17 protein-coding genes and 2 pseudogenes are annotated in these 19,785 nt (G+C 58.9%); 6 read left to right on the top strand and 13 right to left on the bottom strand.

Going from position 1 to position 19,785, the window contains the following annotated elements; all coding sequences use genetic code 11:
• Nucleotides 1–301 (bottom strand): annotated as a pseudogene (locus GNZ13_RS51925) (hypothetical protein); the annotation flags it as partial.
• 579 nt (nt 302–880) lie between these two features.
• On the opposite strand from GNZ13_RS51925, the gene GNZ13_RS51235 reads away from it, so the two are divergent.
• A complete protein-coding gene (locus GNZ13_RS51235) occupies nt 881–1,984 on the top strand; it encodes a transposase (protein WP_216675342.1) in 1,104 nt (367 codons plus the stop codon).
• Between the two features lie 605 nt (nt 1,985–2,589).
• On the opposite strand, the gene GNZ13_RS51230 is transcribed toward GNZ13_RS51235, so the two are convergent.
• From GNZ13_RS51230 to GNZ13_RS51180, 11 genes and pseudogenes are all read right to left on the bottom strand, one after another.
• On the bottom strand, nt 2,590–4,338 hold the full coding sequence (locus GNZ13_RS51230; RefSeq protein WP_172179068.1) for a thiamine pyrophosphate-binding protein: 1,749 nt from the start codon (nt 4,336–4,338) through the stop codon (nt 2,590–2,592).
• 9 nt (nt 4,339–4,347) lie between these two features.
• Nucleotides 4,348–6,249 carry an N-acetylneuraminate synthase family protein gene (locus GNZ13_RS51225; RefSeq protein ID WP_172179067.1) on the bottom strand — a complete coding sequence of 634 codons (1,902 nt, stop codon included), beginning with the start codon at nt 6,247–6,249 and terminating at the stop codon, nt 4,348–4,350.
• Complete coding sequence (locus GNZ13_RS51220) at nt 6,246–7,610, bottom strand: GHMP family kinase ATP-binding protein (RefSeq protein WP_172179066.1); 1,365 nt, start codon at nt 7,608–7,610, stop codon at nt 6,246–6,248. Before GNZ13_RS51220 ends, GNZ13_RS51225 begins: the two co-directional genes overlap by 4 nt.
• Nucleotides 7,610–8,314 carry a sugar phosphate nucleotidyltransferase gene (locus GNZ13_RS51215; protein ID WP_172179065.1) on the bottom strand — a complete coding sequence of 235 codons (705 nt, stop codon included), beginning with the start codon at nt 8,312–8,314 and terminating at the stop codon, nt 7,610–7,612. Before GNZ13_RS51215 ends, GNZ13_RS51220 begins: the two co-directional genes overlap by 1 nt.
• Nucleotides 8,296–9,363 (bottom strand): NAD-dependent epimerase/dehydratase family protein, encoded by a 1,068-nt coding sequence (locus GNZ13_RS51210; RefSeq protein WP_172179064.1) that lies wholly within the window; start codon nt 9,361–9,363, stop codon nt 8,296–8,298. The genes GNZ13_RS51215 and GNZ13_RS51210 overlap by 19 nt, the downstream gene beginning before the upstream one ends.
• Nucleotides 9,364–9,365: 2 nt before the next feature.
• Nucleotides 9,366–10,709 carry a lipopolysaccharide biosynthesis protein RfbH gene (gene rfbH / locus GNZ13_RS51205; protein ID WP_172179063.1) on the bottom strand — a complete coding sequence of 448 codons (1,344 nt, stop codon included), beginning with the start codon at nt 10,707–10,709 and terminating at the stop codon, nt 9,366–9,368.
• A 26-nt stretch (nt 10,710–10,735) separates the two neighbouring features.
• Nucleotides 10,736–11,836 (bottom strand): CDP-glucose 4,6-dehydratase, encoded by a 1,101-nt coding sequence (rfbG, locus tag GNZ13_RS51200; RefSeq protein WP_172179062.1) that lies wholly within the window; start codon nt 11,834–11,836, stop codon nt 10,736–10,738.
• 2 nt (nt 11,837–11,838) lie between these two features.
• Nucleotides 11,839–12,606 (bottom strand): glucose-1-phosphate cytidylyltransferase, encoded by a 768-nt coding sequence (rfbF, locus tag GNZ13_RS51195; RefSeq protein WP_172179061.1) that lies wholly within the window; start codon nt 12,604–12,606, stop codon nt 11,839–11,841.
• 738 nt (nt 12,607–13,344) lie between these two features.
• Nucleotides 13,345–13,956, bottom strand: coding sequence for a D-sedoheptulose-7-phosphate isomerase (locus tag GNZ13_RS51190; protein WP_172179060.1), 612 nt, complete (start codon nt 13,954–13,956; stop codon nt 13,345–13,347).
• A 333-nt stretch (nt 13,957–14,289) separates the two neighbouring features.
• On the bottom strand, nt 14,290–15,408 hold the full coding sequence (locus tag GNZ13_RS51185) for an ISAs1 family transposase (RefSeq protein WP_172179059.1): 1,119 nt from the start codon (nt 15,406–15,408) through the stop codon (nt 14,290–14,292).
• A pseudogene (locus tag GNZ13_RS51180) lies at nt 15,348–16,605 on the bottom strand (IS701 family transposase). The gene GNZ13_RS51185 and the pseudogene GNZ13_RS51180 overlap by 61 nt, the downstream one beginning before the upstream one ends.
• 128 nt (nt 16,606–16,733) lie before the next feature.
• Here GNZ13_RS51180 and GNZ13_RS51175 point away from each other — a divergent pair.
• The 3 genes from GNZ13_RS51175 to GNZ13_RS51165 all read left to right on the top strand — a co-directional run bounded on the left by GNZ13_RS51175 (nt 16,734) and on the right by GNZ13_RS51165 (nt 18,916).
• Nucleotides 16,734–17,537: an SGNH/GDSL hydrolase family protein gene (locus GNZ13_RS51175; protein ID WP_236002585.1), complete on the top strand. Its 804-nt coding sequence runs from the start codon at nt 16,734–16,736 to the stop codon at nt 17,535–17,537.
• 48 nt (nt 17,538–17,585) lie between these two features.
• The gene (locus GNZ13_RS51170; RefSeq protein WP_172179057.1) at nt 17,586–17,798 is read left to right on the top strand and encodes a hypothetical protein; all 213 of its coding nucleotides are present in this window, start codon (nt 17,586–17,588) and stop codon (nt 17,796–17,798) included.
• A 65-nt stretch (nt 17,799–17,863) separates the two neighbouring features.
• Nucleotides 17,864–18,916, top strand: a complete 1,053-nt coding sequence (locus GNZ13_RS51165) for an acyltransferase family protein (protein ID WP_172179056.1) — start codon at nt 17,864–17,866, stop codon at nt 18,914–18,916.
• Here GNZ13_RS51165 and GNZ13_RS54595 read toward each other — a convergent pair.
• Entirely contained in the window at nt 18,895–19,086 is a 192-nt protein-coding gene (locus GNZ13_RS54595; protein ID WP_407945730.1) for a DUF4376 domain-containing protein, read from the bottom strand. The two genes, GNZ13_RS51165 and GNZ13_RS54595, sit on opposite strands and share 22 nt — an antisense overlap.
• Nucleotides 19,087–19,254: 168 nt before the next feature.
• Here GNZ13_RS54595 and GNZ13_RS54590 point away from each other — a divergent pair, with 168 nt between their 5' ends.
• Nucleotides 19,255–19,398, top strand: a complete 144-nt coding sequence (locus GNZ13_RS54590; protein ID WP_172179054.1) for a hypothetical protein — start codon at nt 19,255–19,257, stop codon at nt 19,396–19,398.
• Entirely contained in the window at nt 19,395–19,655 is a 261-nt protein-coding gene (locus GNZ13_RS51150) for a hypothetical protein (RefSeq protein ID WP_236002581.1), read from the top strand. Before GNZ13_RS54590 ends, GNZ13_RS51150 begins: the two co-directional genes overlap by 4 nt.
• Nucleotides 19,656–19,785: the final 130 nt, after the last annotated feature.

Below are 19,785 nucleotides of genomic sequence, written 5' to 3'. Positions count from 1 at the left end.
ATAGCGAAGCTATCACGATAACACTGCCAAAATTCCCCGAGAACAACTTGCGAATTGATGGAAGTTTGTAATGGATGCTTGCCGTCAATGCGCTGTACACAAAATACCATTCTACGTGATTAGCGCTATAGCGGTACACGGCAACCGCAGATACAATCAGGACCAGCCATGCCCATATTCCACGAGCGAAAACGATCAATAGTGGAAATATCAAGTAAAATTTCCACTCGTAAGCAAGTGTCCAGAATGCTGAATCAATTAGTTTGCTATTTGGTAGGCCATTGATATTAACATAGTCCACGCTGCAAACACCGTAAAGTAGCATAGCATAGCGGCAGCCGCAGATATCATTCTTGCCAATTTCTTATCTGCGAAGAATAACAGTACGCGGAAGATCAAAAAAAACTTCCACGTATAGAGCAGATTAATGAGAAATTCATTGATGTTTGTGATCTGCTGCGGAGCGAAATTGTCACCAAATCCCAGGAATGCAAAAAGAAACCATGATGCACATTCTTTTAAAGCATCCGCAAATGGTTCGTTCAGCCGAAAATGTGTTAAGGCAATAGATGTGATTATTACGGAAGCACTAGCAACTAGATACATTGGCATTATGCGAAATAATCTGGATCGAAAGAACTTTTGCGTATCTATGTTCCAATGCTCTCAACTTAAGCTCGAAAGGGCTTGTATACTTGGCGTTCGACCTGTAAACTTCATTGCATAACTTTGATAAATCGACGATATGAACTCAAATACCAGCGTCCTCCCAACTCCTGGCTGAGTTCTCCGATTTCCTGTTCGATCCGGCGCTCGCTGAGCGCGTGCGTCTTTCTCCCACTGCATTCACCCGCAATCGCACACTGACATTGCCGCGCTGATGATGTCGGGCATGTGCGCGAGCGTGCAGGCCGAGCTCGATGGCCTGTTTGGTGAGCTCGGCGAACGCGGCGTGCGTACCCGCGGCGTCAGTGCACAGGCCTTCAGCAAGGCGCGCCGGGGGCTGTCGGCCGAGCTGTTCGAACGGGCCCGCGCACGTCTGATTGAGCTTGCCCAACCCCATATTGACTCGATGCGCTGGAACGGCCTGAGGCCGGTCGCCGCGGACGGCACCCGGCTGCGGGTGGCGACCCGCCAGGGCCATGAGTTGCGCGCCGATCACTACGCGTTCGCGCTGTTCCTGCCGGGGCCCGAACTGACGCTGCATGCCGCGCTCCATCCGGCCGACGGCGCCGAGCGGCAGATGCTGTTCGAAGCGCTGGATGTGCTTCAGCCGCACACCGATCTGCTGCTGCTTGATCGCGGCTATATCGGCAACATGATGGTGGCCGCGCTGGCGCAGCGCGAGATCCACTTCTGCCTGCGCGTTGATACCCGAGGATGGAAATGTGTAAGCGCGTTTGCGCGCAGCGGCCAGGCCGAGCAGGTCGTGACACTGAGCGCGCCCAACGAAGAGGATGCCCGCGACTATGAACTGGCGCGCACGCCCACCACCGTGCGCCTGATCCGTGATGTCACGCCCAGCGGCCGCGTGCGTGTGCTGATGACCTCGCTGCTGGAGCGCGAGCGTTATCCGGCCAGCGCTTTCGGCGCGCTCTATCATCAACGCTGGCGTATTGAGGAAGCGTTCAAACGTCTGAAGCACCGACTGCGGCTTGAGGCTGTCACGGGCCTGGATTACCTGGCGCTGCAGCAGGACTTCGGTGCGAAAACCGTCGCTGATAACCTGTGTACGCTACTCAATGACCTGGACGATCCAGTCAAAGACGACCACATCAGTCATCCAAACCGTCTGTACGCGCTGGGCGCACTCAAGCCGATCCTCGGCGCGTGCCTGCTGCGGATTGAGCGCTGCCTGAACCGGCTCACCGATCTCATGCCCGCCATCCACGGAGCCCGATGTCGTATTCAGCCCTCGCGCTCTTACCCACGACCGCCCAGAAAAGCCAAACCCCATCTCCATCTCGCGTACAAGGTCGCTTGATGGAATGGGTACGCGACTCGGCTCCTTCCCACTATGGGTTGAAATCATCCTTCATCAGGCAGGTCGTGGCCCCGACTTTATAGGCATATGTGTCGCGCATCGCCCATTTTTTGGGCTAGTAAATGAAATTCTGTATCGACGCTTTGATTCACTGGATCGAAGTCATGGTGGCACCGGGTCTGCGCTGTCAATGATTGACCTCGGATGATATCACTCACGTCCCCAGCATCCTTTTAACAATGGCGAAAGGCGGCCAGCGATGTTCGGGTAAACGTAGTTCAGCGTCACGGCTTGCGGCGTTCAATTTTCTCGGCGACTGGCCTTATCGACTCTACTTTTTTCGTATTCCGGCGTTTATCGTCGCCCTTACGCTTGGATCGAACCGATCGGTGACTACGCTCTCAGTCGCCTTCGGCATATCACTCATTGCTTTGTATGTTATTGAGTATCCGTTAAGGAAATTGTTCCGACGTCCCTCCTCGGGTTCGTCCGTTTCGGCGATTTAGCAGACATCATTGGTAAATTTCTACCGCTACGTGCTTAAACGCGTGTCAAGCCGTACACCGCGCGCCAGCGTCACGATGGCGCGCGGAAAGAGGCGCCGCTTACCGCGCCCAGCTCACATCAGCGATATCCGTCGAGTACGGCTTGCCGTTCTCATCGAACTTCGTCATCACAGCCGGGCCACGATAACCATCTTCTTCGACCGACACATCAATCAGGCGACGGGGTGCACCACTGTTCAGGCTGGCTTCGAGCTGCTCCAGCGTGTCGCATTTCTCATATGGCAGGCCCGCGAGCTTCGCCAGCAAATCGAATTGAAGTTCGTACAGGCCAGACGCCTTGGACGCACCGAATTCCTTGTTGAACGCGCGCGCCTGCGACTTCATGATCGACTGGTAGCCGCGATTGTTCAGCACGAGGATAGTCAGCGGCAGATCCGGGTTCGCAGCAAGCGTGAACAGCTCCTGGACGTTCAGCAGCAGGCCACCGTCACCTTCCAGGCATACCACCGGAGTCTTCAGCGCAGCCACCGCGCCTACCGCAGTCGGCAGCCCCAGGCCCATCGAACCGAGGACGTGTCCGGCCCACGCGAAGCTCGCGCCTTCAGTCGGCTTGAAGAACCGCGCAATCCCTTCGATGGCGTAGCCGGATGCAGTGGGCACCACATACTTCCCAACACGCGACCGGGACAGCACATTCGAGATTTGGTACGTCGTCAGCCGGGGTGCGCCGAATGCAGCCTGTTCGTCTTCCTGGTCTTTCGCCAGCAACGTTTTGCAATGTGCCAGCCAGTCTTTGACATCGACCGCCGGCGCGTGAGTCAGCAGCGCGTCTACGACGCCCGCAACGTTACTGTTAAAGAACGTGGTGTTCGTCATTCCCTCGTTCTTCGCGATTTCCTTTTCGTCCAGTTCCACGACGATACGCTTTGCGTTCTTGCCATAGTTCTGCGGGTTAAACGCGGTGGTCAGCAGATCAAGGCGCGTACCGAGGAAAATCACCACATCGGCCGACTGGATGATCTTGTTCGAATGCGTCGGCGCAAGACCACCGGCGCAGCCGAAGTTCAGTTCGTGGTCGTGTGCCAGCAAGTCGAAGCTCGCCCAGGTGAACAACGTGGGCACGCCCACCTTCTCCACCAGTTGCTTGATCGACGCACGGGAGATGCCGGCAATGCGCAGGGCATTGCCGACCACCAGCACCGGCTGACGCGCGCCTTGCAGCGCGGAAACGATCGCCGACACTGCCGCTTCCGGCACCTCGTGATCTTTATGTATCGCGTCTGTGATCAGCGCCGAGATCTTCGCCAGTCGTGCTTCCGCGTCCGGTACCGTCTCGGCTTGAACGTCCAGCGGGATGTCGATGAACACCGGTCCCTTGCGGCCGGAGACGGCTTGCGCCAGATTGGCCGCCAGCGTCTTGTCGTCGACCTCCGAGGGCACGTAGCGGAACGCGCACTTCGTGATCTGCTGCATCAGTTCGAGGTGGGGCGTTTCCTGCGCACCGCGGCTGCGCACACCGTGCCCGTTGATGTCGGCACGCTTGACCTGGCCGGCGAGAACGAACATCGGCACAGAGTCGTAGTAGGCAGAAGCCACCGACGTGATGGTGTTCGTTACGCCGGGGCCTGATGTCACGATGGCCAGGCCCGGTGTCACGTAGTCCTTCGCTTTTGCATAACCGTCAGCCGCGGCAGCCACCGCCTGCTCATGGTTACAGTAAATCACCCGCAAGTCCGGCGCCGCATCCGCCGCGCGGTTGATGTGCATCGCCATACCGCCGGTCAGGCAGAACGCGGTGTCGGTACCAAGCTTCTGGATGTTGGCAAGGATAAATTCAGCAACGTTCATAATGACGATTTAGTTGAGCTTGGTGAGGAAATCCAGCGCGTGCCAGAATCCGGCACCATGGTCCTTGTGGCCTTGCCACACTTCTGGGATAAAGCTGACCGACGGGTAAGCCGAAACCTTCTTCCAGGTTCCCGGCCAGTTGACGTCGCCAGTGCCGATCACAACACCTTCGCCGTTGACGCCGAGCGCGTCGGCCACGTGCAAGTGGGCGCTGTGCGGCAACAGCTTCGCCAACGCTTCCTGGAAGTCCAGTCCGAAATGACTGCACGTCATCTGCAGGTGCGACAGGTCGGTGCACAGGCGCAGGTTGAGTTCTTGGGCCTTTTGCGCCAGTTCATCCGGCATCATGAAGATGTTCTGATGACGTTGACCGCCGAAGTGCCAGGGGAACGGCGCCATGTTCTGCGGCGTCAGTTCGGTGGAACCGAAATCGATTTTCGCGCACGACTCGACGAAGCGGTCGTACAGTGCGGCGCGATGCGCGAGCGGGAAGGGCGCGTCCATCGAGAATCCGCCCACGTTTGCGACGATCAGCGCCGAATCGGCCGCCGGGAAGAAGGCGCGGATTTGCTCGGTCGCTTCGACCACCCGTTTGAGGTTGTCGATCGAGCGTTGACGATAGCTAAGGTCGTCGGCGGTGAGATCGAGCAGCTCGCTGTTCTCGAACAGTTCGGGCGCGTGAACCACCAGGCGCTTGCAGTCCACTTGCTTCAGGTACTTCGCCGGCGTCAACGACATGTCGCGATACGACAGATGGAACTCATAGAGGTCCGGGTCGATCATGCGCAGGTACTGATCGAAGTCGTGGTAGCGAACCGGCACGCCCCAATATCCCGCGAATTGATAGGTGCGCTTCACCGTCTTCTGAGCGGTCAAATCGCCCTCATACAGGAAGTCGCCGACGCGGATATCGCGATTCGCCACTTTGCCCAGCAACTCAGGCAGCCGGTAGGGGGCCAGCCCTTGACCAGGGCTCGCCACACGCAGGCTTTCCTCAGTAAAAGTCTCGCCGCGCTTGATTGCGCGCGCGGCGATGACGCTCTTGCTCAGGTTTTCACGGTTCAGCAGTTCTCCCTGGCTTGCCTGGCGGCCGGGGCCGGTCCAGGGCAACGCCTGTTCGACCTGCCGGATGCCGTCGACCAGGAACTTGAATTCCGCCGGTTCGAGACTTGCCGCGTGATCGGGACCTTCCATGTTGCGGTCGAGCGTGATGTGCCGTTCGACGACCTTCGCACCGAGCGTGACGGCTGCGATCGTCACGGCCATGCCGCGCTCGTGACCGGAATAGCCGATTACGCTGTGGATTTCCTGAAGACGCTTGATATAGCCTAGGTGAATATCGGCTTCCGGCGCGGGATAGGCGCTATTGCAGTGGAGCATCGCAAACGGTACGCCCAGGCTCTTGACCAGTTTCGCTGCGGCTTCGATTTCCGGCTCGAACGACATGCCGGTGGAAAGGATCAGCGGCTTGCCCAAGCTGGCCGCCTTGCGGATCAGATAGGGATTCGTCAGGTCGGCCGATGCCAGCTTCAGCGCCGGCACGTCGAACTCCGCCAGAACATCGACGCTCGGCTCGTCCCACGGCGTGCACATATACGCGACATTCTTCTGCGTGCAATAGTCGCGCAGTTCGCGGTGCTCGTCATTCGTCAGTTCGACCTTGTTCAAGAGGTCCTGAATGTATTCGACGCCGAGATCCTCGGAGCCTTCTTCTCCGGGAGCCGTCCGGTAGAGCGCAGCGCGGTTCCTAAGCTGAAACTTGACGCAATCCGCACCGGCTTCGATCGACGCGTCCACCAGCTTTTTTGCCAGTTCGACACTGCCGTTGTGATTGTTGCCGATTTCAGAGATCACGAACGTACGCGGACCCCCGACAATAAAATCGCCAATCTTGAATGTCGATTCGTTCATGCTACTTTGGTTCTCCACGATGTAACGCCCTCTTGTTCGAAACGGATGGTGCTCAGTGTGCAGCCAAGCGCCTTGAGCGCTGCGCTGACCGCGGAACGGAAGCGCGGCTGCACATAGAACAGGAAGAAACCGCCTCCCCCCGCGCCCAGCAACTTCCCGCCTAACGCACCCGCATCCAGCGCGGACTTGTAGATTGTATCGAGTGTGCTGCCGCTGATCGCACTGGACAGCCCATGTTTGATCGTCCACGCCTCATGCAGGCTGGTGCCGAATTCATTGAGGTCGCCGCGAATCAGATGCTTGTGCATGCGCCGGCACAAGTCCACCATATCGAACAGTTGCTGGCTGCGGTCGACATTGTTGAAGTCTTCGCGTTGCTGCTTATGGATCTTGCCCGAGTTGTGCTCGATACCGGTGTCGCACAGCACCAGGCACTCTTCCAGCTCGTTGCTGGTCGCCGGCTCGAGTCGCAGCGAATGCACGAGATTGCGCTTGCCGTCGAACTCGATCAGGTTGAACCCCCCAAACGCTGACGCATACTGGTCCTGCCAGCCGCCGGAGATTGCGAAGCAGAGCCGCTCGGCCTGGAACGCCAATTCCGCGATTTCATAAGTGCTCCATTTGTCCAGCCGCAGCTCGTTGAATGCAGCGACGACGCTCGTCGCCACGGCGGACGATCCGCCGAGGCCGGAGCCTACCGGGAAGTCGGAGTGAACAAACAGGTCGAAGCCGAAGTCCGGACGGATCACCGATACAACGGAGGACAAGAGCCCCTTATCCGGGCTGTCCAACAGACTGCGCAGCGACGGGTAGTGTTCATGTCGATCGATATCATGGGAGATGATATTGATTTCCGATCCTGCGGACGGGATCAGTGTTGCGTGAGCATACAGCGCGATCGATGCGTTCAGAACGACGCCGCCGTTCTTCATGAAGTAATAGGTGAGATCCGTCCCGCCACCGGAGAAGCTGATGCGGACTGGCGCACGGGCACGCGACAGCACCGCCACTTCCTTCGCGGGAGGAAAGAAATCCGGGGTCGCGAATTCGACCAGCTTACCTTGCTCGTCGAGCAAAGGCACCGCGTTATAGCCAATATCGAACAGCTTCAACAGCTCTTCGCGCGAGGTCCCCTGCGGCAACGCATGGAAATTGCGGTTCATGCACTCATGAACCGGGGTCGACGTTTGACCGCCGTTCACCAGGAAACGCCGGAGATCCCCATTGGTGAGCACGCCCACGAGGACGCCCTCGGCGTCGACCACGAGCGCGATCTGCGTCGGCCCCCGTTCGATGGCGGCAATCGCATCGACGACGGGTTGGTCGCGTTTGACAACAAGATTTTTGAAATGGTCTTTCATTACAGTTTCTGCACACCGTGTTCACGAATGAGTTTCAAGCTGTCGGGCGTGCCGATATCCAGGAAGGGCCCGTCGTACACCTGCGCTGTCAGCAGCTTTTGCGAGATCAGCGCAGGGATGATGTCCTGTTCCATCGATAACGTCTCGACAGGGAAGTCGGTCAGGTAGCGCGTATGCAGACTGTAGACGCCGGCGCTGATCAGCCCCGGACCAGTCTTGCCTTTCTCGGTGACGGCCTGAACCTGACGATCCTCATCGAGTTGCACAGCGCCATACCGCTGGCAGTCGTCCATCGGCGTGACGACGATCGCGGGCGGCGCCGCCTCCGCGGCGGCTCGATAGGCGGTGGCATCAAGATAGGTGTCCGCATTCAACGCAATAAACGGGCCTTCATACTGAAGCTGGGACAGCGCGTACAAAATGGCGCCGCCAGTTCCCATGGCGGACGGCTCGCACATGACTGCAACCTTCTGCGCAGGGTCGGCGGGCAGATTCGCGACCACGCTCTCCACCTGTTCGGACTGGTAATGGGTACAAAAAACGAGGTCATGAATGCCAGCTTTCGCGAGCTGTTCGATGACAAAGGAAAGGAACGGGCGCCCGTCGATATCGGCCACCGCCTTTTGCGACGCGCCGATCACGCTACGCAGGCGGGTACCCAGTCCTCCACAAAGTATCAGGGCTTTCATTTCTTCGAAGACCAAAGGGCAGTGTTGAGAATCGCCAGCGGCAATGCGGTCCAGACGTCGAGGCCGAGTTGGCTGCGGGCCTGATCGATCGACGGAACATACCGGTTGCCGGCGCCCGGGCTATTGCTGGCGCCTTCGACAACGACCGTCTTTGCCGGCGCCAGCGTGGAAATCACCTGGCGCGCCAGCTCGGCGATCGTGACTTCCTGATCGGAGCCCACGTTGTAGATCCCGCGGTTCTGCCCGTTCAACAGCAGATGCATCAGCCAGACAGCCAGATCGGCCGCGTACAGATAGGAGCGGACGCCTTTGCCATCGCCGCGAATCACGATTCGATCCTGCGTGAGCGCGTCGCGGATGAAGTTGCCGATCGCAAAATGCCCGTCGAGAGGCAGGCCCGCGCCGAGGAATGCGAAACATCGGGCAATGACAACGGCACACGCGTTCTCATGCGCATGGATCGCCCCGAGCAGTTCCATCACCCGCTTGCCCTCGCCGTACGCACTGCCGACATCCATCGTCGAAGGACTGTTTCTCGACGACTCCAGCAACCGCGATGTATCGACGGACTGTCCGCCATACGCGCCGCCCGAACTCACCAGCAGGACACGCTTTGCCCCGCACGCTTTGGCACATGCAAGGACGCGCTCGGTGCCGCGCACGATCGAGTTCAGCAGCAGAGCAGGCGATCTTCCGGCGGGCGCCGACGTGTCGGTCGCCGCATGGATGACGTAATCGACCGCTTGCTCGGGAAAGGCGAAGTCCTGGATGTCGCCGGTGATCCACTGCAACCACTCCACGTCGTCAATCCAGGGATGTTTGCTCCGAAAGCTCTGTGGATTGCGCGATATGGCAAGCACGCGGAACTGCACGTTGCGTGTCTTTCGCAGCCATTCGAACAGCGCAAGTATCCACGCGCCGAAAAAGCCGGTCGCGCCGGAGACCAGGATGGTCTTTCCGTCGATGTCGCGGCAATCGATATGCGCTGTCAGTCTCGCGAAGTCGGAGCTGGCGATGTCCAGAAACGGCCGTTGCGATGCCTGCGTCTCATTGGGCGACGTCATACTCAGAATCCGATGCCGAGATAATTTTCGATCTTCGTCGCAACGTATTCGAGGTGCTCGTTCGTCAGTCCTGGGTAAATGCCGAGCCAGAACGTTTGATTCATGACGATGTCGCTGTTGGTCAGATCGCCGACCACGCGGAAGTTCCGGCCCAGCATGTAGGGTTGGCGCGTCAAGTTGCCGGCGAACAGGAGGCGGGTGCCGACCTTGTTCTGGTCGAGATAAGTCAGCAGCTCAAGGCGGCTGACAGGCCCATTGTCCTTCAGCGTGATGGGGAAGCCGAACCAGGAAGGATCGGAGTTCGGGGTGGCATGCGGCAGCAACAGGAATTCCTCGCAGCTTGCGAGACGCGCCTTCAGGAAATCGAAGTTGGCGCGGCGCTTCGCGATGAAATCATCGATACGATCGAGCTGCGAAAGCGCGCAAGCGGCTTGCATGTCAGTGATTTTCAGGTTGTAGCCGAGATGCGAATACGTATATTTGTGGTCGTATCCTTCCGGCAGATTCCCGAGCTTCCAGCAGAAACGCTTGTTACACGTGTTGTCCTTGCCCGGCGCGCAATAGCAGTCGCGACCCCAATCGCGGAACGATTCCGCGATCATCTTCAGTTCGGTGTCGTTCATGAATACTGCACCGCCTTCGCCCATCGTAATGTGGTGCGCGGGGTAGAAGCTCAACGTGCCTATGTCGCCGAACGTGCCGACCTTCTGTCCGTTGTACGTCGCGCCCAGCGCATCGCAGCAGTCCTCGATCAACCACAGGTTATGCCGCTTGCAGATGTCCTTGATCACGCCGAGGTTGTAAGGATTGCCCAGCGTATGGGCCAGCATGATGGCCTTCGTTTTGCTGGAGAGAGCGGCCTCGATCTTCGACGCGTCGATATTGTAGGTACCGAGTTCGACGTCGACGAAGACCGGCACGGCGCCGAACTGCAGAATCGGATTGACCGTGGTCGGGAATCCCGCCGCTACGCCAATCACTTCGTCGCCCGGCAGAATGGCGCGTTCACCGAGCTTCGGAGACGTGAGCGTGCTGAATGCGACCAGGTTGGCCGAGGAGCCCGAATTGACCGTGATCAGGTGATTGACGCCGAGATACTGGGCGAGGCGCTTTTCAAACTCGTCGTTGAAGCGGCCGGTCGTCAGCCAGCCGTCTAGCGATGCCTCTACCATGTTGCGCAGTTCTGGTGCACCAATAACCTTGCCCGACGGCGGAATGGTTGTCTGTCCCGGGACGAAGGGTTTGTCTGCATAGGCGAGCGCCGCATATTCGTCAACCAGTGCCGCGATTTTGCGGCGCAGTTCGGCTTGTGCTTGTTTGCCGGAATCGATGATTTCGATAGCCATATTGGGAAACCTTATAGGAATCTTGATTACTTTCTTGCCGCGCGTTGTTGCGCAGCCTTTGAATAACGCTGAATTTGTGCGAGGCAGACTTGCTGCATGTCCTCACCGTTCGTTCTGCCGCGATGCCATGCAACGGTTGCTTCAATCGCTGTCGACAAATTCCAGCTTGGGACCCAGCCCAGGTGCTGTTTGGCTTTCGAACAATCCAGCTTCAGGAAATTGGCTTCATGGGGTTGTTCTGCGCCATCCTGTTGCCAGCGAGCCGGCTCGCCCCATTTTTCAATGACGAGCTCGACGACTTCTCGCACGCTCCGTGCATCGGTATCATTGGGACCGAAGTTCCAGCCGCCATTGAAGGTGACACCCTGCTCCGCGAGGGCCTGCGCCAGTATCAGATAGCCCGATACGGGCTCCAGCGCGTGCTGCCAGGGGCGGATGGCACCGGGATTGCGGATCAGCAGGGGTACGCCCTTCTGGAACGCGGTAATGGCATCCGGAACCAGCCGGTCAGCAGACCAGTCGCCTCCGCCAATCACATTGCCTGCTCTTCCGGAGGCGATGGCTACGCCGTGGTCTGCATAACGCTCGGCCGGGAAGAACGACTGCCGGTAGGCCGACGTCACCAGTTCCGCGCAGCCCTTGCTATTGCTGTACGGGTCATACCCGCCCATCGGCTCGTTTTCACGATAGCCCCAAGGCCACTCATTGTTCTGGTAACACTTGTCGGACGTCACCATGACGGCCGCCCGTACCGTGTTGCACTGCCGGATCGCGTCGAGCACATGTACGGTGCCCATGACATTGGTCGCGTACGTTTCGACGGGCGCCGCATACGAATAGCGCACCAGAGCTTGCGCCGCCATGTGAATCACGATGTCGGGACGGAAGCCGACCATCGCGGCGGTCAGTTCCTCCCGGTCGCAAATGTCGCCGAAGTGGTTCTGTTCCAGCGTGGCGAGCACGCTGGCTGTCTCGAAAAGATTCGGCTGCGTGTTCGGTTGCAGCGCATAGCCAGCCACTTTGGCGCCCATGGACGCCAACCACAGCGATATCCAGCCACCTTTGAAGCCGGTATGGCCGGTCAGGAATACGCGCTTGTCGCGCCAGAACGCAGGATCAACGAGCATCGTTACTCCCACGTTTTCCACGGCGCATTGCCCGACGTCCACAGCTCCTCGAGGTGGGTCTTGTCGCGCAGCGTGTCCATAGGCTGCCAGAAGCCGTGATGCAGGTAAGCCTGCAGTTCATCGTTCGTTGCCAGCGCTTCAAGCGGCTGGCGTTCCCATAGCGTTTCGTCCGCTTCGATGAGATCGATCGCGGACGGATTCAGTACAAAGAAGCCGCCGTTGATCCAGCCGCCGTCGCCGGTCGGCTTTTCCACGAACGAGCGCACTTGCGTGCCGCTCATTTCCAGTGCGCCGAACCGGCCCGGCGGCTGAACGGCAGTCATCGTCGCCTGCTTGCCGTGCGCGTGATGGAATGCGAGCAGCTCAGTGATGTTGACCGAGCCAACGCCGTCGCCGTACGTCATGCAAAAATCGCCGTCGATATAGTCTCGTACACGGCGCAGACGGCCGCCGGTCTGCGTGGCCTCGCCGGTATCGACCAGCGTCACGCGCCACGGCTCGGCCTTTTTCTGATGTACTTCCAGCGTGTTCTTTGCGAGGTCGATCGTCACGTCGGACATGTGCAGGAAATAGTTGGCGAAGTATTCCTTGATCAGATACCCTTTGTAGCCGCAACAAACTATGAAATCAGTCAAGCCATGTGCGGCATAAATTTTCATGATATGCCACAGGATAGGCTTGCCACCGATTTCGACCATCGGCTTTGGTCGGACCGATGTCTCTTCCGAAATTCGGGTCCCGAGACCCCCTGCAAGCAATACAACTTTCATCTAAGCGTAGCTCCCTCGGAAATATTGGTTTTGGGCAATCCCGCAGTTGCTCTAACGAGCGCCGGACGTCGCGTAACAAGAAGTAACAGTTGATGCGCTGTGGACGGTTTTCAGCATTCAGAATCCCGTCAAAAAACAGTATCAAACCATGCGCGATTGTACGATTAGACTGGCGGGCCTCAAAGTACCGTTAGATATCGTTGCAAACGAGCGGGGAAGTTACAGGCTGCCGAGCGTCGTGAGGCCGCTCGACTTCAGGGGCTAAAGCCATTCCCTATCGACGATAGCATGCGCACTGTCGCGCGTTGCGCCGCCCAACTATGACGCGCGCGCTTGATGGCCGACATGGAGGGGGTAGATCCTGGCCAATGAGCGTCTCGCTGCAGGCGGCTGAAAACGCTGGGACCGAGGTATCGCAAGTATTGTAAATCGCGTAAGCAACCTAACTAAAAACGTACGCTGAAAAAGCGCGCGCCATCTTGTAATGTTACCGCAGAGGGGCGCAGGGGTGAAGCGCTTCTCGCCGGGACGGCACGCGTACTAACAGCGTAACGTTTGTCTGTCCGGTGGACTCAGGCAGGTTCGATTTGCGGCGGGGCGACTTGCGCAAGCATCGGGATGGCCAAAGGATAATGCAGCCATCCCCTTAATGTACGGACCGCGGAGCGGGGGCCGTTTGTTATGCCGCGGCGCCTTATCGGCATACTGCATGCGTCGGCGTGCGCGTCGCGTCGGGAGTCAGTGTGCTGCTTCTTCTATGGGGAAGAGCGCCATTTCAACCGTCTCGCACACGCTATGCGCCAGCAGGATATGCAGTTCCTGGATCGTGCTGGTCCGATTGCCGGGAACAATCAATGGATAGTCCGCGAGCGTCGCGGCCTCGCCGCCTCCAAAGCCAGTGAAGACGATCGACTTTGCCCCGATCTGCTTACACACTTGCAACGCCGACAGGATGTTTTTCGATTTTCCAGATGTCGTGATGCCCAGAAACACATCGTTCGGCCTCAATTTCGCGATCAATTGTCGGGAAAATACGTGTTCATAACCGTAGTCATTGCCGATGGCGGTAAGAATAGAGGTATCCGTTGTCAGGGATTCCGCAGGGAGGGGATTTCTGTCCCTTGCGAGCTTGCTGACGAATTCCGCGGCCAAATGCTGGGAATCGGCGGCAGAGCCGCCGTTGCCGGCGATATAAAGCCGTCCGCCTGACTTGTAGCATGCTATGACATGCGACGCTGCTTTCGAGAACGTTTCGATTAAGCGGGCGTCATTGAGCAGCGCTTCTTTTGCCTGGATGGATTGGGTCGCATTGCTCTGTAGAATATCTGCGGGGTTAGAGGTGCTCGTCATAACATTTGTCATCGGTGGATTGTCCGGTTATGGTTAAAAAAACGTGCGTCGGCGCGCGGATCGGCGCGGGTCACGGAGCATAAAGGCACTCGCTCACGTGTGGTCTGTTGCATCGTCTTCGGTTTTTCGAAGCGGAGGGTGGATCCGTCGCGCTTCGCCGTCTTCAAAAGGCACCGCTAACAACAAGCACCGCTTGCGGCGCGCTTAGGTCGGGGCTACTCCGAGGGGGAGGTCGTGCCGTCCGATGCTGGAATGATTGTACGGCTTGGGTGGCTCGTCGCATAGGTGCCCGTCCTCGCGTGGCAGGGCCGGAGCATCAAATTGGCTGTAATTTCAAGACCTGAGCGAGGTAGTCGGGATTCCAGGCAGCGGCCTTGCGCTTCTTTGGCAGGCTGAGTGCGCGGCGGGAATCGGCGCGGAACAGGTTGATGGCGAGCCGGCGCAGGAAGGAGACGCGGCGTTGCGTAGCCGGATCTGGCTGGCGTCCTCATTGAAGGTGACATCCGGGCACCAGTGCAGGCCATTCTCGATAGCCCAGCGAGTGCGTGCGACGTACAGGATGCGCTGGGCATCCGCCGGCAGCGAACTGATCACGTAGCGCGTTTCGGTCTGGACCTGGCCGTGTGTCTCGCGCTGCGACTCGATGCACGCCACCGAGCGCAGGTTCGGCCAGCGTGCGCGTAACTCGATGGCGTCGAGCCACGCGAGATCATCCACCGCCGTGCAGCGGCGCGTCTCGAAGCGGCCATGGCCCTTGTCGACAGTTTCGTGGGTATCGCATGGCCGCAGCGGATAACCGGGTTGATTCAGGCAGGCGAAGAACTCGCGCAGCGCGGTGGCCAGCGTCGGCTGGTTGTCCTTGACGGCGAGCACGTAATCTCCGCCGCCTTCTATAATTTGGCCGGCGATTGCGGTCTGGCAGCCGATCGCATCGATCGTCACCACCGCGCCTTCGAGCGCCAGTGCCGGCAGCAAATCCTTGATCGCCTCAATCTCGTTGGATTTTTCCTCACACGGCTGCTGTCCCAGCGTCAGGCCCATCTCGGCCGCATACGCCGACACCAGGTGCAGCGCACCGGTACCGCGCGCCACCGAACGCGAGCCACGTAGCGCCTTGCCATCAATGGCGATCACCCGTCCATCGACCGCACCACAGACGCCCTGGGCCCATTCGACGAACCGGCTTTCGAGCGCCGCAGGCGAGAGCGTCTCAAACACCCGCCGGATCGTGTCGTGACCTGGAATACCGTTGCGCAGCTTCAAATACTGCCGCAGCCACGCCTGCCGCTCCACACCCCAGTCTTCGATGTCGTCCCAGCCTTCGGCGCCTGACATCACCGCACACAGTGCCAGCACTACGATATCCAGCAGATCGTGATCGCAGCGTCCAATCACCCGCGGGTCCGGCAGGTCCGCGAACGCCTCCACCAGCGCAGCCACTTCCATGCGCATCTGTCGTCTCCGAAAAATCGACAGTAAACCCCGCGCGCCTGATCCTGCACACTGAGTGGCACCGAATCTTCAGGTGTTTTTTTGCCGCGCACCCGCAAGGTGACGAGCACGGCATGGGCCAGCAAGGCCAGCGTGATGTGGCGGTACCAGCCCTGCCATCGGCGCACCTCGTATTGATCGAGCCCGCATTCGCCTTTGGTCGCCTCGAAGCCGGTTTCGATTTCCCACCTGCGGCCAGCGACGTTCACCAGGGTTTGCCGCGTGGCTTTGCTGCGCGGGGCATATACGACGTAATACGCATGCTCGCGTTCCTCACCCAGGCTGCGTCGCACCAGCAGGTAATGCCCGAAACGGCGCTCGTCTGCGGTGATCTGCAGACGCCACAGCGGGGTCAGCGCCCAATCATACAGGCGCTCGCCTTTGGCTCCGGCACCCGCCGACAGGCGTCGCCATGCACGCGCCGGCAGGGCTTCTGCGATCCGGTCTGCCCGTACGTAATCTGGACCATGCCACCACAGGGGTTCGTTCTTCGCGATGGCCAGCACGAAAGACTGGCCACGCGACTCGAGCCATAGCCGCAGGTGACGGTCGCTGTAGACTTCGTCACCCGTGACCCAGCCACACGGCACACCTGCGTCCAGTGCCCGCTCGAGCATGCTGCGCGCGAGTTGCGGCTTCGTTGCAAACTCCACCGACCCGGGGATGCCAGCTGCCTCGCAGCGCACACGGTCGTCGGTCCACGCCTTGGGCACATACAGCTCGCGGTCAATAAACGCGCTACCGCCACGACCGGCATAGCAAAGAAACACGCCGATCTGGCTGTTCTCGATACGGCCTGCCGTGCCACTACTGGCGTTGCACACCGGCCGAGTGCTGCCCCTTCTTGACGAAACCGGTCTCATCCACGATGAGCACCGCGTCACGCTCGCCCAGTTGTTCGACTACATAGCTGCGCAGCACATCGCGTGCGGCATCAGCATCCCACTGAGCCCGTTCCAGCAGGTGCTGCACGCCGTCTGGTGTCGCTTCGCCGATCCATTCGGCGAGTTGCCAGCCGTTCTTGCGCTCGACTGTGCCCAGCAAGCCCTTCAGGTACGCGAGCGACCGCTGTCGGGGCTCGGGCCGCCTGAACAGCTCTCCGAGCTGCTCGTGCAGTGCCTCCAGTTCACGCTCCCACGCTTTTGCAGTCGAATGCATATTTCGCTCATGTAGGAATACTAATTACTATAAGTATAGTAAAAAATCTACGGCTGTAGTACTAGAGACCATGCGCGAGATCGGCGCGGTTATCGACCTGGACGCGGACTCAGTTTCCCCGGTGCCTGATGGAGAGCCACAGCCGTAGCAATGACGCTCGGCTGCGCTCTCTCGGCTTGCGGCGGTGGCGGCGGATCCAGTCCAGGACGCCTGTTGCAGCATCCACTCCCGCTAAACCTGCCGTTCAGTTGCCGATCAAAGTCAGTTGGCGCGGTGACAGTACTGGCTATGGGATATGCACTGCGCAACAATACGCGCCGTCGTACCGCTGTCCGCAGACGCCGGCAATGCTCGCGCAGGCCGACTTCGACAACGCGCTTTGGACTGGCGTCGTGTTGGTCGTCGATCAGTCCGCGCCGGGCTCCACGTTCAAGCAGGATCTGAGCGGAACCGGCGAATACGCGGCGACGGCATACGGAACCGGTCAAACTCTCGCAACCGTACTCGCGAGCGGGGACGCTGATTTCAGCATCATTGTCACGAACGAAGGGATCAACGACGAGACTGTCGAAGGCGACACCCCCGATCAATATAAGGTGGATGCGCAAAACTGGATCACGACAGTTCAGGCGGCCGGCAAAGTGGCGTTGCTTCTTGAAGAAAACCCGATCGCGCCTACTTCGGTAGCCTGTGCGACCTGTACGGATGCGTTCTACGACGCAACTGCGTTCGTTGCCGCCGAACACGCTGCGGCAGGGATGTATGGAGTGTCGGTCGCGCCGCTGTACAACGCGTTTATCCATGTGCCGCAGTGGAATCTGACGCTGCTTGGTCCGGACGGTGTGCATCCGAATCAGGATGGTTACATCTACAAGGAGCAGCAGTACCTTCCGACGTTGCTCGCGGCCGTGAAGCAGATGCTGGGCAAGTGAGTGCTATCATCATGCGCTGATCACTGACAGCGCAGAACAGGTGCCGCCATGACTTCGGTCCAGCGAATAAAGGCCTTCATATCGAATTTCATCTATGAGCCCAAAAAATGGGCAATGCGCGAGACGTATGCCTATAAAGCCGGAGCCCTAGCCTACCAGATGAAGGACGATTTCAATCCATATAGGGAAGGAATCGAGTCGCATCGCATCTGGCAGAAGGGCTACGACGACGAACACCGATATCAACTGACGCTGTGGTGACGCCCGTCGCCATTGATAAAGGAAGGCGAGGTGCGCCGGTCACTCCAACAGGAAACCACTCCGAAATGAATCCATCGAAAAACTTAGCCACCGAAAGTCACTGGGCAGTCCTCGCTGCACTGAGATTCTTTCTGGCCGTTGTTGTTGTCGCCGGTCACTTCTCCCTCTATGTGAGACTGGACACCTTGCATATATTTGGCGCTGGCTATCTAAACCCGCTTGGCGCCGTTTATGGATTCTTCATCCTTTCTGGTTACAGCATTGCGGCGAGTATCGAGCGCAGCACCGTTGGATTCATAAGGCGAAGGTTCGTCCGTATATGGCCGCTGTATCTTGCGGCGATTGCATTTGGGATGGTGGCGTGCCTGCTCATCCCCAATGGGTTTGAGTGGCCGCTAAAAACGGCCTTCACACCGGGCAGCGCAAGCGCTCTCTCCGTTATCGCCTCACTGCTGATGCTACAAACCGTGATTGCCGGGCCGATTCCGATCGTCGGGCAGATATGGTCGCTCAGCGCTGAGTGGTGGCATTACATGATCTCACCCCGGCTTCGCAAAGCCCCTTCCTGGGTGCTCCTCGTCTTGATCGCTGCATCTTTCGTCTCTTACATCAACGCCTTTCCGCCGGGCCCCGGCGTTGCGGGCATGGGTGATCTGTCCTATGGTAAAGGAATCATCGGCCTGTCGTGGATATGGCTGACCGGGTTCGTCTATTACCGTCACCGTGGAACGCCATTCGCATTGATACTGCTAATCGCCCCGTCGCTGTTTGCGATGACAATAAACCATTCCACTGGCATACCCATCTTCATCACTGCCTTTGTGCTGATCGCAGCGAACGAGTTTTCCATCTCCGAAAGAGTCCAGAAGGCACTCATATTCCTAGGGGATTGGTCCTACTCGCTATACCTCTTCCACATAGCGGGTTTTATCGTGATGCTGCATTTCGGTTCGAGCAGATCGATAATCACATTGGGTGGCGCATTTGCTGTTTCGTTGGCGGCGCTGCTTCTAGTGGATTACCCGTGCAGAAGGTTGTTTAGGCGCAAGGCCGCGCCGACAACCGTCGAGCAGCACACCCCAGTTGAGCAAAACAGCTACGACCAGACGACGGCCTGAACAGCGATAACGGTCGTCGCGGTGCTTACCTGCGCCTTGAATGTTTGCAACTTCTGGAAGGCTGCCCAGCCTTGTGCCAGCATCGCAGCATAGAGACCCTTCAGGTCGGCGAGCGCGAATGGAACTTCGGTGTTGTCCGAAGACTTCCAATAGAAGCCAGCCGAGGCCATCCGTCGCTGGCCAGCCTGCTCGAGCGCGCGCCCTACGCGGCGCTCTACGGTCGCATCCAGGTGCGCGTGCACCTGAATCCGGTCATCGAGCGCGAGCGCTTCGCCCAGCTTATCGGTCACGCGCTGAACCCGGCCGGCTGCACCCACACGCTGCTCTCGGACTCTGCCATGGAACAGCTGCGCGAGGCTTCGCGCGGTGTGCCCCGTCAGGCCGGGCGCATCCTGCGTAACGCCATGCGCCTGGCCGTGCCCAAGGGACTCAATCACTTCCCCGACGATCTCCTGCAGCGCGCCATCGAGGAAGTGCGATGAACGCCACCGTCCAACCCGCCATGACGCCAGCTTCCATCCGTGAGGCCATCATGTACGTCTTTACCCGCAACGCCGGACTCGCCGATCCCGTGCTCTCCGATGAGACCGCCTTCATGATCATGGGCATTCTCGACGATCTCTGGCTCTGGTTTAACACCGTCTACGCCGAGCAGGCACGCAGCTATCGACCGCCGGAAGACCTCGGCGCAGATGACGATCCATCGGAGTCGCTCAACGACCCACTCGATCCGTTCTGACTTCCTAGGAGGTTGTCGGAGTTTGCGCCGAGGTTGGTCATCCGGGCGGGCACGTTGGGCGTTAATGAATCAGCCAGTTCACTGAGAGAGCCCATAGATGAGTCGCTTCGTGCCCGTTGATCGTCAGACC

Origin of the sequence: Paraburkholderia elongata, from assembly GCF_013177735.1 — a bacterium.
GTDB lineage: Bacteria > Pseudomonadota > Gammaproteobacteria > Burkholderiales > Burkholderiaceae > Paraburkholderia > Paraburkholderia elongata.
This window is presented reverse-complemented; position numbering and strand designations above follow the sequence as displayed.